The following is a 15130-nucleotide window of genomic DNA, read 5'->3' on the forward strand; positions in this document are numbered from 1 at the left end:
CTATCGGGCCGGTGGTGCCGGATCAGGTGAGCAGGCGCTGTGTTCAAAAACTCTGGAATTTTGCATCGGGTGGCGCTGTTTGCAGCGCGTATCACCGTTGCCTTGCGCTGTCCTTTTTTGTCTTCAGGTTGATTTTCGCACGCTGTCCTGGTCGCCGCGCCCGGTTTTGCGCCCGGTCCCAGGGCCGGAGCACCCAGCGTGCATTTCGCGGGCGTGAATGCCAAGCATCACCAGGCCGGGCCAGAGCAGGTAGACCTGAATTTCCAGGTTCTCGCCAAAAGACAGCAGCATGATGGTCATCAGAATGCCAAGCGGCAGGCGGCCGCGCGCGTGGCGGGTTGCATCCACCAGTGCCAGACCAGTGTTCCACACCAAGGGGATCAGCAGGGCGCAGAACCCGGCGAGCCCTTTGATAAACAACAGCCCGTACCAGGTGTGATGCGATCCGATCGGCATGTATTCCACCAGATGAGAGCCGGGCTGAATGGTGCCGTGACCAAACCAGGGCGCCTCGTTTTGCCAGCGCTCTTCGGCAATGCGCTGCAAGGTGGCGCGCACCCTTGTGCTGTCGGCACGGGCCATTTTGAACGCATACACCCCATCGCCCAAAGCAGTGGCAAGCGTGGTGCCAAACACGGCCAGCGAGGCAATCAGCGCCGCTCCCACATGCCAGGCCCAGCCGCGCAGCAACAGCGGCATCAGTCGCGGACCCACAGGACAGATGAGCAGCCCCACCAGCCCCATGCGGGATTTTGAGGCAAAGACCATCAGCATGCCAGCCAGCAGGCCGGCCCCCCTCCAGCCGCGGTGTTTCTCCTCCAGTGCAAACAAGAACATCATCACCCCGAGCAGGGCGGCAAAGGGCGACCAGGGGGCAAAAAACTGCCAGCGTGGTGTCCAGGTTGCCGGGTCCCAGGTGAACAGGAAGACGGTGAAATATTCCGGCCCGGGCCCGCCGACGGCGCGCAGGGGGGAGACAAATATCCGCTCCGGCAATCCCAGAGTGGGTGCCAGCAACATGAGGGGCGCCAGCGCCAGCGTCCAGGCCCCGACCACACACTGACCGCGCACTAGCAGCGCGCGGCGTACCGGCAGCACCGCACCCGCCAGCGGAAACAACGCCAGCAATGCCCAGCCCTTGGCCCAGCCGACAGTGGATTTTATGGTCTGGCGCAGGCTCAGATCCCAGTCCACATGGCCGATCAGGAGTACGATCAGCATCAGGATCATGCCAAGGATCCAACCGGTGACAACCGGGGGCACAGGGCCTGCAGGGCGTAAGTCAGCGCGGATGGCCGGTCCCAGATAGAGCGCCAGCACCGCCAGGCCGCCCATCAGCCAGGCCAGCACCGGGCCCACCACATAGAGCGCGCCTATAAAATAGAACGGCCAGGTCCAGATCAGCGCCCGCCACAACATGGTTTCGGCCGGGTTGCGGGGCGAGAAAGCGCTCATGGGGCGTCCCGCTCCGGGCGGGCCAGCACGCGGGCGATCAGCGCGCGGCGGACCCAGCCCAGCATCATACCAATCAGCAGCATCAGAGTTGCGCCACCGCCGGCGGCCAGCGCCAGCTTGCGTTTCGGCGACGAAGGCGCGTCCGGCAGGGACGGGTTTTCCAGCACCTGCACCAGCGGATATGAGGCGTAAATATCGGATTTGGTGGATTGAGACCGCGCAATGGCGGAGGTAAAGACTGCTTCTGACACCGAAAAATCCCGTTGCAGGTCTTCGAGCCGCGCTGCTGCCGGAGACAGGATTTTCAGCCGGGTTGTCTCCTCCGTCAGGCGGGCACTCAGCGTTTCGAATTCGCGCCGGACGCCGGCGGCTTCCGCCTCCATCCGCACCAGTTCGGCCAGCAGGTCTGCCCGGGCTTCAGACGCGGTCAGGTCCAGCTCTGCAAGCGCTTCGGCCGACAATCCGGTCACCAGACTCGCTTGTTGCAGCGCCCCCTGGCGGGCGGTCTGATATGCAGAGCCTGCGCGCAGCACCTCGGGGTGGCGCGGCCCGTAATGCGCGCGTGCTTCTGCCAGTTCAGCGGCATGGGAGGACATTTCCCTGATCAGGGCGGAAAACTCACTGTTCGCGTTCAGGTTCAGCACTGTGGCGGCCAGCTGCGGCGTGGTGCCCAGCACCTGTTGCAGGCTGCGCAGGGATTCGGTCTTCTGGTCTAACTCACATTCCAGGATTTCGACGGTGTTGTGCAGGGTGTCATTGGCGGCGACCTGGGCGTTAAATTGCCCTTTGGACAACAGCCCGGTACTGGCCTGCAGATCGGCAATGTTCTGGCGGGTGGCGGCGACCGAACGTTTGTAATCTTCGATCGCCCCTTTGCCACCGTCCTCTCTGGTGACCAGCTCGTCCTGACGCAACGTGTCCAGGTCACTGAAAAAGGCGCGCAGCACGGCTTCGGTGCGCGCCTGGGCGGCGCGCGGGCTGGGGCCGGTCATCTCCACATGGATCAGGCTGGTCTGGTCCACCAGCAGGATCCGCGGCCCATTCAGTGCGGGCCGTTCAATGCCCAGCTCGAGGGCCGCTGTCACCAATATACGCTCTGCGCCAATCAACCGTTTGTAGGTCTCGGTGGGGCTGACAGAAGGGCTGGTAAATGCGGAGTTGGCGTAGGAGGACGACTGACCGATGCCTTCAAGATTGAGCGAAGCAGCGGCACCGGATCCCGGCAGGATCAGGGAGGCCTGACTGGAAAAGCTCAGCGGTGCGGTTTTGAGATAACCTATGATCGGGGCCCAGATCATCGCGCTGCCCAGCAGGCCAAAGGCGAGGTAACGCGGCAGGCGGCCCAGGTCGCCGGTCCGGCCCCCCCGGATCAGCCGGTGCCAGCTCAGTTGACGCAGCGGGGTCCGATAGATTTCCGGCACCCGGGGGCGCGGGCCGGCTGTGGTGGTGTTTCCGCATTTTATGTCACTGGTCATGGGCGCTCCTTTGCCCAGAGCGTGACATGTTGCAGTCCGGAAAACTGCGGCACCGGTGGATAGGGTCCCCGGCTTTACGGGCGCAGCCCTATACCGGCGGACAGGTCAGAACAGCCCGGCTTCGCGCGCGATCAGCGCCGCCTGGGTGCGGTTTTTCGCGCCGACTTTGCGATAGAGTGTTTTCACATGCAGTTTCACGGTCGGTTCCTGAATGCCCAGGTCCCGGGCGATCTCCTTGTTGGCCTTGCCCTGGGTCAGCCCGCCGAGAACCTGCAACTCGCGCCGGGTCAGTTTTTCCGCCAGCGGGTTGGTGACCGGTTCTGGCGGCGCGGTCATAAAGGCGATCGGGGCATATTGCTCGCCCATCGCCATGAATTTGACCGCATTGATCAGCGAGGGCGCTGAGAGCGTTTTGGGCACAAACCCGGCGGCACCGGCTTCAAGCGCCTGTTCTGCGATCTCACGGGTGGCTTCGCCTGACATCAGCGCCACCCGTTGGCCACCTTCCATCGCCAGCGCCTGTTTCAGACCGCTGAGCCCGTTCATTCCCGGCATGTTATAATCCAGCAGGATCAGATCATATGTCTCGTCGGCGCGGATGCGTGCGCAGGCGTCTTCAAGGTTTGCGGCAGTATGGGTTTCGACCCCGCCTTCTGATTCCAGGTACAATACCAATGTGTCGCGGAGAAGATCGTGATCGTCGGCAATCAAAACTCTCATCATAATCCTCACTTGTTACAATAGCTTCTGTGCCCTGATTGTGCCTGAAGTTGTGCGCAAAGCCAGCACCAATTCGGCGAGCCCCCTATTCCTAAGCATAGATCCCCCCTCCGGTGGAGCAGGAAACCCCGGCCAGAGGGACAGTTTGGTCCCGAACGCCCCCACGTCCTGTCCGCCCGACCGTTTGAGTGAAGCAACGGCGTGAGGCAGCCTGAGACCAGGCGTTTCACATGAGGAGCACAGGGATGAAACATACAAATCAAACCCACTTCGAACTGGGAGCGCCACGAGATTCTGACGCTGGCAGATTTTCTACCCGACACCTGAGCGCACTGGGGTTGCAGCTGGTGGATGCCAGCCCGCAAGCCGCTGTCCGCGCCCTGCTGACGCCGGGATCAAAAATGGGGTTTTTCATCAATGCCCATTGTTGCAATATCCGCCAGCGTGACTCGTCTTACGCCGCGGCGCTGGAGCGCGCCACAATGTTGTTGCCCGATGGTGCGGGCATTGAACTGGCGGCCAGAATGGGCGGCGAGACCCTGAGTTCTAATCTGAACGGCACTGATCTGGTGCCCCGACTGCTGGTTGAGGCGGCAAAGCGAGGCCTGTCGGTGTTTCTGTTTGGGGCCCGTCCCGGCACCGCCGAAGCCGCCGCAGATGCCCTGATCGCAAAAATCCCCCATCTGCAGATTGCCGGCACCCGCGACGGTTTTGACGGTGCTGAAGATGCGGATGCGGCGGTCGCTGCAATCAATGCCTCTGGCGCTGATATCTTGCTTGTGGCGATGGGGGTTCCGCGTCAGGAGCTCTGGCTGGCGCGCCATCAGCACAGGCTTTCCGCGCGGGTGACACTTGCGGTGGGGGCTTTGTTCGATTTTCTTGCGGGCAACGTCAGCCGCGCGCCGGTGCTGGTGCGCAAAGCCAGGCTGGAATGGGTCTGGCGGCTGGCGCAGGAGCCGCGTCGCCTGGCGCAACGTTATTTGATCGGCAATGTCACATTTCTGGCGCGGGCCGCTAAAACCGTGCTGGCACAGAGCTCTGCCAATGCGTTGCAGCGGCGTCTGCTGGATCTGGCGCTGGCGGGAAGTGCCCTGCTTTTCCTCGCACCCTTGTTGCTGGCGGTGATGGCTTTGATCCGGCTGGAAAGCCCGGGGGCGGTGCTGTTCCGCCAGATCCGCGTCGGCAAAGATGGCCGCCGCTTTGAAATGCTGAAATTCCGTTCCATGTATCTCGACGCCGAAGCCCGCCGGGCGCAATTGCTCGCCACCTCTGACCGTGCTGGAATTTGTTTTAAATCCAAAGCGGATCCGCGCATCACCCGGGTCGGGCGCTTTATCCGTCGCTTTTCCATCGATGAACTTCCGCAGATCCTGAATGTCATACGGGGCGAGATGTCGATTGTCGGCCCGCGCCCGGCCTTGCCGGAAGAAGCGGCAGCCTACCCACGTCGCGCGCTGGGCCGGCTAGCGGTAAAACCGGGTATCACCGGCATCTGGCAAGTGTCCGGCCGCGCCGATATTGGCTTTGAAAAAATGATCGACATGGACCTTGCCTATACGAAATCACGCACGCTGCTGCTTGATTTCATGCTGATCGCGCTGACTGTACGTGCGGTTTTCTCGGGGCGTGGCGCTTATTAAACTGCCCCATCCATCTGCTCAAACGGAGATTGATATGACACGTATTCGCAAAGCTGTTTTCCCTGTTGCCGGTCTGGGCACGCGATTTCTGCCCGCAACCAAATCGGTGCCCAAGGAAATGCTGCCACTGCTGGACCGGCCGTTGATTCAATATGCGGTGGACGAGGCGCGCGCGGCGGGGATCGAGGAGTTCATCTTCATTACCTCCGCCGGAAAATCTGCGCTGGAAGATTATTTTGATACCGCAGCGGCGCTGGAGATGCGGCTGGAACGCGCCGGAAAAACCGAAGCGCTGGCGGCGCTGGGGCGCACAAGAATGCCGGCAGGCACGCTTTCTTTTATACGTCAGGACAGGCCCAAAGGGCTGGGGCACGCGGTCAGCCTGGCCCGCAGACTGGTGGGGGATGAACCTTTCGCCGTGCTTTTGCCTGATGATGTGATCCGCGCGCCGCGCCCGGCGCTGGCGCAGATGGTGGATGCCTATGAGCATAACCGCGGCCATATGGTGGCAACGATGACCGTGCCCCGGGCCAAAACCGCCTCTTACGGAGTGCTGGACGTGCTGTCGGAAAACGGTCGTATCGCCAAAGTGCGCGGCTTGGTGGAAAAACCCGATCCAGGCAAAGCGCCTTCCGCCAAAGCGGTAATCGGACGCTATATTCTGGAACCTTCAATCTTTGATAAACTGGATATGATCACCCCGGGCAGTGGAGGCGAGTTACAGCTGACCGACGCGATCAACGCCGACCTGAGCACCGCCGGGGTGAGCGGCTACCGATTCTCCGGCGAGCGCTTTGACTGCGGTTCAATCCAGGGTCTGATACAGGCCACGGTGGCCTTTGGACTGGACCGCCCAGACCTGTGCGAAGAGTTCGACAAGTTCGTACATCAGCGGTTTTTCCCCTGGCGTTCTATCGCCTGAGCCCAAATCCTACCCGTTGTGATAGGACCCTATCCCTCAGCCTGGCTGCACCTGCGGCCAGCGCTGTGGCATATTGTTGTATGTCAGCAAAGGATTAGAAACGTGGTCCGTTATTTTGTGACCGCGACTTCAGTATTTTTGAGCGTTGATCGCATGAGCAGGACACAAACATCAGGCCAGCCCGGTTAAGGGCCTCTGCCCGCTCCGGCGCCACAGGGCGCAAGGGGGGCGAAGGCCTGAGGTGCACCACCGGCCGCACAGTGTGCCCGTTTCCGCCACAGTGCTGCGCTTTCGGCACCAACTGTGAGAAAAGGAAAGGCAGAACACATGGATAAAGCAAAATCAGGCGTAAACTGGTCTTTCCTGGTGCTGGTGACGGCGATCAGCCTGGTTTCCATTGGCATTCTCAGCGTGGACATTGTGCGGCACCTGAAGCTTCTGGGCTCGGCAAATTCCGACAATATTCAGTGGAACTTGTCACAGGCCGAAGTGGAGTTTCTGGAATATCAAAGCGCCATTGACGCCGCCCAGCACAATTCCCCGGCGGATCTGAAAACCCTGCGCCGCGAGTTTGACGTGTTTTTCAGCCGCATCACCACGCTGTGTACCGCGACCCTGTATGAGGGGCTGCGCGCCAGCGGTGACTTTAAGGTTCCTCTGACGGACATCAAGTTTTTCCTCGACAACAGCGTTGCGCAGATTGACGGCAGCGACGCGGAGTTGATCCGCGATTTGCCGCTGCTGCGGGCGCAGGCGGCTGAAATCAGGCCTAAAGTGCGCGGGCTGGCCCTGTCAGGTCTGGCCTATTTCGCCATTCAGGCCGACAACAGCCGCTCAGATGTGTCGCAGACGCTGATAAGCCTCGCCGCGGTGCTGGCAGCTCTGATGGCCGGGCTGGCACTTTTGGCCATTTACCTCGGCGCGCTGAACCGGCGCAGCCAGACCGACAGGGCCGAGTTGCTGCGCGCCAATTCAAGAATGAAAGCGGTCACCACAGCGGCGCTGGACGGGGTGATCGTGACCGACGGGCTTGGTGATATTCAGGAATTCAATCAGGCGGCAGAAAGCATTTTTCAATACCCCTCCGCCGATGTTCTGGGGCGTAATATTGCCGAACTGATCGTGGGGGATGAGGCCGGCACTGATCCGGGACCCGGTCCTGCGGGGCAGAGCCGGGGGCGTGCAAAGGGTCTGCTTGGTGGGTTTGAACACTTACGGCGCTCTGCTGCGGCACATTTTGCCGGCAAAGGCCGCGTGCGCCTTTATGCAACGCGGGCCAATGGCGATGTGTTTCCGGTGGAACTGGCGATTCAGTCCGCCCAGACCGGCAGCGGCGATGTTTATATCGCATTTCTGCGCGATATTTCCTTCCGGGTGCGTGCCGAAGCCGAACTGGTCAAAGCCCGCGACACCGCGTTGCAGAGCGAACAGGCCAAAACCGAGTTTCTGGCGTTGATGAGCCATGAAATCCGTACGCCGCTGAACGGGTTGCTGGGCAATCTGGCGTTGATGCGCGACACCGGCACCAGCCCCAAACAAGACGGGTTTCTCGACAATATGGAAATCTCCGGCCGGCTGCTGATGGATCAGGTGTCCAACATTCTCGACATTACCAAATATGAAGCCGGCAAACTGAACATTGCCAGTGAACCGGTCAATATCAGCGAAATGATGCAGGCGCTGGTGGACAGCCAGGCCGGTCAGGCCGAAGCGGCAGGCACTTTGCTGGAATGGGGCTGGCGCGGCGTGCCGATGCCCTGGGTGCTGTCGGACCGCAACAGGTTGCAGCATGTGATGCTGAACCTGATTGGCAATGCGATCAAATTCACCCGTCAGGGCCGGATCACGGTGGAACTTGAAGTGGTGACCGGTGCCGAAGGCTCCGCGCCGGCGACCGTCGAATTCCGTGTGACCGATACCGGCATCGGCATCGGAGCCGAGGCGATGACCCGGGTGTTTGATGATTTTGTTGCCGGTGACAACTCTTACAGCCGCTGCTCTGACGGCACCGGTCTGGGACTTGGCATTGCCAAACGGTTCATCACCGCGATGGAAGGCACCATAGGTGCACAAAGCACGCCGGGCGTGGGCAGCGTGTTCACGGTCACGTTGCCGTTTGAACCGACGCAAAAACCGCAGGCAGATGGTGCTGTGGCGCCGGTGGCCGCGCCGGAACCGATGCCCGGCCGGGCCTGTGACATCCTGGTGGTGGAGGACAATGAAATAAACCGTCAGGTGGTGCATGAGATGCTGCTTGCTGCGGGGCATAACGTGACCCTGGCCCATGATGGCGCCAGCGGAGTGCAGCTGGCGGAAGCCCGCCGTTTTGATCTGATCCTGATGGATATCAGCATGCCGGGCATGGACGGGCGCGCGGCCACGCGGGCGATCCGGCACGGCGATGGTGCGTCGCGCGATGTGCCGATCGTGGCGCTGACCGCCAATGTGATGGCAGAGGAGTTGCGTTCGTTCCGGCTGGACGGGATGAACAGCGTGCTCAGCAAACCGCTGATGCGGGGCGATCTGCTGCGCCTGGTGGCGGAGCTGGGCACAGGGCCGGGGGCCGCTGCCGAACCCGCTGCTAAACCTGCCGCGCCCGAGTCCGCGCCGCAGAATCCGGAGGCAAACCTGCTGGACTTTGAGCAGAACCAGGCGATGCAGAACAGCGTCGGCAGCCAGGCCTATCAGGCGCTTTTATCCCGGTTCCAGCGCGAGGCAGAAGAGACCCTTGACTGGCTGCAGGCCTTTCAGGCGGATCTGCCGCTCACCGCAGACACCCACAGCAGAGTGCACAACCTGGCCAGCAGCGCTGCGGTGTTTGGCGCCCGCCGGCTGCGCGAACATCTGGTGCTGCTGGAAACCGCGGCGCGGTGTAAGGAACGCGGTGACCTGGTGGCAGGTCTTGCCCCGCTGGCGGGCATCTGGCGGCAGACAAAACACGCGCTCTGGCGGGACGAACCCGGCTCAGCGCACGAGGAAACCGGCGCCGATCACCCCGAGGACACGCCCGATCTCGGTGATGTTGGTGATGGTGCTGTCGTAACAGGCGAGCGCGTCTCCGGGTAGCAGATACGGGTCAAAATCATCCCGGTCCGCGCGCCGCAGCAGATCTTCAATATCGCGTTCAATCACCACAGACACGCCGGTCACCGGATTGCGCGTGAACAGCACCGCCGAGCGGTCGGCACTGCTGACCCGCGGCCCCCCCACACAGTTGGTGTCGATCACCGCCTGCAGATAGCGGGTGCCATAAGGCATTTCACGCACTTCCCGCGCAATGGCAGAACTGGCGTTGTCGGTGGCAGGCTGGGTCAGATTGGACAGAAACAGGGTAATGCCGGGCGGGCTGACCGGGCTGGGACGCATTAAATCATCCTGAAAGCACTGGCGGTCAGGCACCCGGATATCGTCGCCGGTCAGCAACATGATATCGACCGGGTTGCGGCCTTCAAACACGCCGCGCAGATCAAGCCGGTACAGCCGCCCGTTCCGGCGCAATTCAACCGCGGACAGATCCGCATCGGGGCGCACGCCGCCGACCGCACGCAGCGCGGCGGAGAGATTGCGCGCCTCGGTGGAGGCGCCAAGCGCCTGCTGGCGTCCAGGGTCCAGTTGATTGCCTGCCACGCCGCCAATCTCGACCAGATGGGGCTCAAAGACCGCGCCTGACACGCCCACACTGACCGATGCGAAATCCGCAACCCGCACCGACAGGCGCGGCAGGCTGCTGTAAAACTCATTGGCAATCAGCTGGCGCGCTATCGCCGATTCCACTTCATCGGCGCTGCGGCCCTGGGCGGCCACCGGTTGCAGGTAGGGCAGTTTTAATGTGCCGTCCCGTGACACCACGTAGGTTCCGGTAAAGGTCTCATCCCCGTCAATGCGGATGTCCAGCAGGTCATTGCGCGACAGGCGTTCGCCGCGCAGCTCAAAGGCGGGAATAGCGTTGCCTTTGCCGCTGTTGCTGTCAAACGCGTCGCCGCGGGCGGGTAGGCATTTTTGCCGGTTCATTGCTGCTGACCGCAGGAAACCCGCGTTGGCGCGTGCCACGTCCGGCGTGCGGTATTGCGCCTGATAACCACCGCCGCTCTCGACCGGAGCGATATTGTCAGGGCGGTCAAATCCGGTGCACCCGGCCAGAAAAACGCCCGCGCTCAGTCCCAGAACATGTTTGCCTGCAATCATTTACTGCCCTCCGGCCCAATTGTCAGCCCATTCAATCACCGGGAGCTGCGATAAATCAACTGCAGGTATACTTTGGTCCCGTATCCCTGACCGGAGGGGTAGGCCCTGTCACCAAAACCCCACAGTCCCCGCCGGGCGCGCTGGCGATTTCGCGCCGCCACAGCTTTAGGCTGATTGGGACATCATGTGTCGGGACGGGAGATTTATGAACATGCAGGACAATAAGCAGACAGGCCGCTTTGCCGGCAACCTGATGGCCTACGGGGCCTCAGAAGCAGCGGCAAAAGCATCGCGCCTGATTGTCGTGGTGGTCATCGCCCGCACGCTCGACGCCGGTCAGATCGGACTGGCTGCGGCGGCGCTTGCTGCTGCGGATATATTGAAGTCCCTGACGGAAAATGGTGTTGGCCAGCGCATCATTGCAGCTCCTCAGGAGAGGCTGAAGCGTGTCTGCGCCACCGCTCAGATCCTGTTCTGGGTGTGGTGTGTTGGTCTGTTCATTCTGCAGGTCTCCATCGGTTTTGCGCTCTATCTGAGCGGCGGCAGCCTCTTGTTGCTGGCGCTGATCCTGACCCTGGCCGGGGAATATCTGTTCATGCCGCCGGGCCTGGTGCAGGCGGCGCTGGCGATGCGGGAAGGCAAACTGCGCCAGACCGCAGCGATTTCTGCCGGGCAGACGGTGATTGCGAATTTCCTGTCCGTGGTGCTGGCACTGCTCTGGCCCAGCGCGCTGGCGCTGGTGCTGCCACGGCTGCTGACCGCGCCGCTCTGGCTGCTGGCAATGCGCCGGCTGCGACCCTGGCGTGCGGATCGCTCGCAGGGCTATGAACCGCTGAAACCGTTCCTGCGCTTTGGCTGGGCAGTGCTGGGGGTGGAAGTGCTGAAAGCGGCACGCCTTCAGGCTGACAAGCTGGTGATCGGCATGATGATGGGTGCCGAAGCGCTGGGGCTGTATTTCCTCGCCTTTAACGCCGGGCTTGGCCTCGCCAATTCTTTTTCCATGGCGTTTTCCACCGTGCTGTTTCCCCATCTCTGCGCCGCCCGGGACCGGGTGCTGGCACTGCGCCAGGCGATGATGCTGTCGCTGGGGCTGATCGTGCCGGTTGTTTTGCTGCAAGCGGCACTGGCGCCCTGGTATGTGCCGATCCTGTTTGGCGATGGCTGGGAGGGCATTTCGCCGGTGGTCGCAATACTTTGCCTGGTGGCAATCCCGACCACGCTCTGGTCTTCTGCCGCCGGCTGGCTGCGGGCCCATGAGCGGCCGCAGACCGAATTGCTGGTCACCTTCCTGCTGACCCTGGCGCTGATCGCCAACACCGTCATCCTGGCCGAACACGGCCTCACCGCCATCGCCACTGGTTATGCGCTGATCACATCACTGGTGCTGTTCACCGCATCCCTTCCCGCCATCACCACCGCCTTTGGTGCCAAACTGAAAGAGGTCTGAACATGCCCCGATTTTCTGTCATCTTGCCTTGTTTTAACGCGGCGGACACGATTTTGGAGACGCTTAACAGTCTGCGTGAACAGAGTTTTGAAAATTGGGAGCTCATCTGCATTGATGACGGTTCCAGCGACAACACCCGCGCGTTAATCCGCGGCCTGGCGGTACAGGACCGGCGTATCTCGCTGATCCGCAATCCGGGCAAAGGCCCGTCTGAGGCGCGCAACCACGGGGCGTTGATTGCCTCATCGGGCGAATTGATCGCCTTTTGTGACGCCGATGATCTTTGGCACAAGGACAAACTCTCCAGTCTGAACCGCTGTTTTGACGATTGCTGGGTCGACGGGGCTTATGGGCGCATTGCGTTCTTCTCCGAGGCCCCGCAAGCCGCGCAGGTGGTGTCCACGGTGCCGCCTGGGGATCTCAGCATTCCGGTTCTGCTGGGGGAAAACCCGGTTTGCACCCTGTCCAACCTGACGCTGCGCCGCCGGGTGTTTGAAGCGGCCTCGGGGTTTGACCCGCAGATTTCCCACAATGAGGATCTGGAATTTCTGATCCGGGTGATCGGCCGGGGCGCGCGCATTGTCGGCATCAATAAAACTCAGGTCTATTACCGGGCCAGCCCTGGCGGCTTGTCGGCGGATCTGCCGGCGATGCGCCGGGGCCGCCGCGCCGCGATGGCGACCGCCGCCCGCTTTGGCTTTCTGCCGGACGCGCGCAATGAAGCAGTGCATCTGCGCTATCTGGCCCGGCGCGCGTTGCGTCTGGGCACCGGCGGCGGTGCCGCGCTGCGCTTTACGCTCGAAGGTCTGTGCCAGAGCCCGGCCGGTTTCTTGCATCCCTGGCGTCGCGGCGGCGCAACCGTGATCGCCGCTTTCTGCGCACCCCTTATGCCACGCGTTCTGCGTCGCCATTTATTTTCAACCTGAACCGGTAAAGGAGTTTTTCATGCCCCTGGCCAGTATTATTGTCCCCGCCTTTAATGTCGAAGCCACCCTGGCAGAGACCCTGACCTCTTTGCTGGGGCAGAGTTTCGATGATTTTGAAGTGCTGGTTGTTGATGACGGCTCTTCTGATTCGACTCTGGAGGTTGCCGGTCAGTTTTCAGACGATGCCCGGTTGCGGGTCATCAGCCAGCCCAACCGGGGGCTCGCCGGCGCGCGCAACAGCGGTATCGCGGCGGCGCAGTCGGAGTATATCGGGTTTTGCGATGCGGATGACCTGTGGACGCCGGGCAAACTTGCCGCCCATGTGGAACAGTTGAACGCGCAGCCCCGCGTCGGGATCAGCTATTCTGGTTCGGCGCTGATTAATGACAACAGTGCGTTGATCGGCCAGACACAGAGGCCCCGGCTGGCGGGGGTCACCTGCGCCCATATGTTCAAGCGTAACCCGGTGGGCAACGGTTCCGCAGCGGTGATGCGGCGCAAAGCATTGCGGGACATCGCCTGGCGCCCGGATCATGAAAGCGAGCGCGACTGGTATTTTGATGAGACCTTTCGCCAGTCCGAAGATATCGAATGCTGGTTGCGGCTGATGCTGACCACGGACTGGGACGTGCGCGGCGTGCCGGGCCTGCTGACCCGTTACCGGATCAGTTCGGGCGGCCTGTCTGCCGCCACAGACCGCCAGTTGATTGCGTGGGAGCGCATGGTGGTCAAACTGCAGACGCTGGACCCGGAGTTCTTCCGGCGCCACACCCCGGCGGCACGGGCCTATCAATTGCGCTATCTCAGCCGGCGTGCGGTGCAGGATCTGGATGCAGATGGCGCCTGGGAGTTCACCCGGGCCTGGCTGGGCTCCTCACTGCGCCCACTGGTCGAAGAACCGCTGAAATCGGCGGTCACCCTTGCTGCCACCGGGACGCTGGCCGTGTTCGGCGCGCCGCCCCTGCGGGCCGCCAGGGCGCTTCTCTCCCAACCAAAAAGGAAAGACCAATGAGCCGTCCTGTCGTAGCCCACCTCGTTGATGACACCACGCCTGGCGGTGTGATGCGCGTCCTGAACCATATTGTAACCTCAAAGGAGATGGCGCAGACCGGGCAGCATCAGCTGCATCCGGTGCGCCGTGGCGCGCTGCCCTTCCGACGGATCAAAGCCGATGTGATCGTCTCTCACCTGGCGGTTAGCTGGCGCACCTTGCCCAGCCTGATTGCGCTCAGGGCGCTGCATGCAGATCTGCGGCTGATCCATGTGGAACACAGCTATACCGAATGCTCCACCGCCCTGAACGTAAAACACAAACACAGGTTTATGACCCTGCTCAGAACCGCCTATTCCCTGTTTGACCGGGTGGTGGCCGTCAGCCATGACCAGGCGCGCTGGTTTGGCGCACGCAGCCTGGTGGCCCGTGCCAATCTTGTCGTAATCCCATCAACCGTTGATCTGGATCAGTTCCGCGTTCTGGCCACGCCTGGCCCGGAGATCCGGGTGGTCGGTGCCATGGGGCGGCTGCACCGGCAAAAAGGCTTTGATACTCTGATCCGGGCTTTTGTGGCGTGTGAACCGCGCGATATGGAATTGCATATTCACGGTGACGGCCCCGAGCGTGCCGCGCTTGAAACCCTGGCCGAAGGCGACCCCCGGATCCGGTTTTTTGGCCACAGCGACGACCCGGTGGCGGTGATGGCGACGCTGGACGCGGTGGCGGTGCCGTCGCGCTGGGAGGCCTACGGTCTGGTGGCGCTTGAAGCCCGCGCAGCGGGCCGGCTGGTTCTGGCGGCAAATGTGGATGGGCTAAAAGATCAGATCTCGGAGGGCGCGTCCGGAGTCGCCTGCGCCTCGGTGGCTGCCTGGAGCCACGCATTAAACGGGCTGGCATATCTGACGGTGCCGCAAAGCGCGCGCGGGGTACAAAACACCCGCATGGCGCAGCGCGAACAGCAATTCGCCGCGCAGTGGGAAACTGTGATCTCGGGGCAGGATGTGCGGCACGTTATGCCCCGGCGGGTGACCAGGACGCCGGTCCAAAGATGACCCGCCTGCGCTTTGACCCGAAATACGCGTCACCATTGCGCGATAACCCGTTGGAACGCGGGCTGAAACTGCTGCGTCATCAGGGCTGCCGTCAAATTGCGCCAGTCCCGGAAAACGCCTTGGTGGCCAAGTTGAGATTTTGTCGTGCCCACAGTGCCGGTGCCCGGATGTCCGGCCAGTGGTCCGCGGCGCGCAGTCCGGGCGCAGCAGGTGTTGTGCTGGTCTGAAACCGGCCACGCCTCACTTCAGACCACCCCCTATTCCAAGACTGCCTCTTATACACATCCGACGCTGCCGACGCTACCCCTTCTGTA

11 protein-coding genes are annotated in these 15130 nt (G+C 62.1%); 7 read left to right on the top strand and 4 right to left on the bottom strand.

Annotation, left to right across the window (positions count from 1 at the left end):
- Positions 1-123: 123 nt before the first annotated feature.
- From DWA01_RS22660 to DWA01_RS22670, 3 genes are all read right to left on the bottom strand, one after another.
- Positions 124-1455: an O-antigen ligase domain-containing protein gene (locus DWA01_RS22660; protein WP_235008682.1), complete on the bottom strand. Its 1332-nt coding sequence runs from the start codon at positions 1453-1455 to the stop codon at positions 124-126.
- Positions 1452-2930: a GumC family protein gene (locus DWA01_RS22665; protein ID WP_235008684.1), complete on the bottom strand. Its 1479-nt coding sequence runs from the start codon at positions 2928-2930 to the stop codon at positions 1452-1454. Before DWA01_RS22665 ends, DWA01_RS22660 begins: the two co-directional genes overlap by 4 nt.
- A 105-nt stretch (positions 2931-3035) precedes the next feature.
- On the bottom strand, positions 3036-3650 hold the full coding sequence (locus DWA01_RS22670; RefSeq protein ID WP_114288077.1) for a response regulator transcription factor: 615 nt from the start codon (positions 3648-3650) through the stop codon (positions 3036-3038).
- Positions 3651-3895: 245 nt separating this feature from the next.
- Between DWA01_RS22670 and DWA01_RS23935 the strand changes: the two genes are divergently transcribed.
- The 3 genes from DWA01_RS23935 (at position 3896) to DWA01_RS22685 (ending at position 9278) form a co-directional block, all read left to right on the top strand.
- Positions 3896-5290 (top strand): WecB/TagA/CpsF family glycosyltransferase, encoded by a 1395-nt coding sequence (locus DWA01_RS23935; protein WP_114288078.1) that lies wholly within the window; start codon positions 3896-3898, stop codon positions 5288-5290.
- 34 nt (positions 5291-5324) lie between these two features.
- Positions 5325-6212: a UTP--glucose-1-phosphate uridylyltransferase gene (locus DWA01_RS22680; RefSeq protein WP_114288079.1), complete on the top strand. Its 888-nt coding sequence runs from the start codon at positions 5325-5327 to the stop codon at positions 6210-6212.
- A 327-nt stretch (positions 6213-6539) separates the two neighbouring features.
- Positions 6540-9278, top strand: a complete 2739-nt coding sequence (locus DWA01_RS22685) for an ATP-binding protein (RefSeq protein ID WP_114288080.1) — start codon at positions 6540-6542, stop codon at positions 9276-9278.
- Here DWA01_RS22685 and DWA01_RS22690 read toward each other — a convergent pair.
- The gene (locus DWA01_RS22690) at positions 9177-10397 is read right to left on the bottom strand and encodes a polysaccharide biosynthesis/export family protein (RefSeq protein WP_114288081.1); all 1221 of its coding nucleotides are present in this window, start codon (positions 10395-10397) and stop codon (positions 9177-9179) included. The genes DWA01_RS22685 and DWA01_RS22690 overlap by 102 nt on opposite strands.
- A 211-nt stretch (positions 10398-10608) precedes the next feature.
- Here DWA01_RS22690 and DWA01_RS22695 point away from each other — a divergent pair, with 211 nt between their 5' ends.
- The 4 genes from DWA01_RS22695 to DWA01_RS22710 are packed head-to-tail and all read left to right on the top strand — an operon-like array spanning position 10609 to position 14816.
- On the top strand, positions 10609-11844 hold the full coding sequence (locus DWA01_RS22695) for an oligosaccharide flippase family protein (protein WP_114288093.1): 1236 nt from the start codon (positions 10609-10611) through the stop codon (positions 11842-11844).
- Between the two features lie 2 nt (positions 11845-11846).
- A complete protein-coding gene (locus tag DWA01_RS22700; protein ID WP_114288082.1) occupies positions 11847-12770 on the top strand; it encodes a glycosyltransferase family 2 protein in 924 nt (307 codons plus the stop codon).
- Positions 12771-12789: 19 nt separating this feature from the next.
- Entirely contained in the window at positions 12790-13782 is a 993-nt protein-coding gene (locus DWA01_RS22705) for a glycosyltransferase family 2 protein (protein WP_114288083.1), read from the top strand.
- On the top strand, positions 13779-14816 hold the full coding sequence (locus DWA01_RS22710) for a glycosyltransferase (RefSeq protein WP_114288084.1): 1038 nt from the start codon (positions 13779-13781) through the stop codon (positions 14814-14816). The genes DWA01_RS22705 and DWA01_RS22710 overlap by 4 nt, the downstream gene beginning before the upstream one ends.
- Positions 14817-15130 lie beyond the last annotated feature (314 nt).

The sequence above is a fragment of the Candidatus Halocynthiibacter alkanivorans genome (genome assembly GCF_003333265.1).
GTDB classification, from domain to species: domain Bacteria; phylum Pseudomonadota; class Alphaproteobacteria; order Rhodobacterales; family Rhodobacteraceae; genus Halocyntiibacter_A; species Halocyntiibacter_A alkanivorans.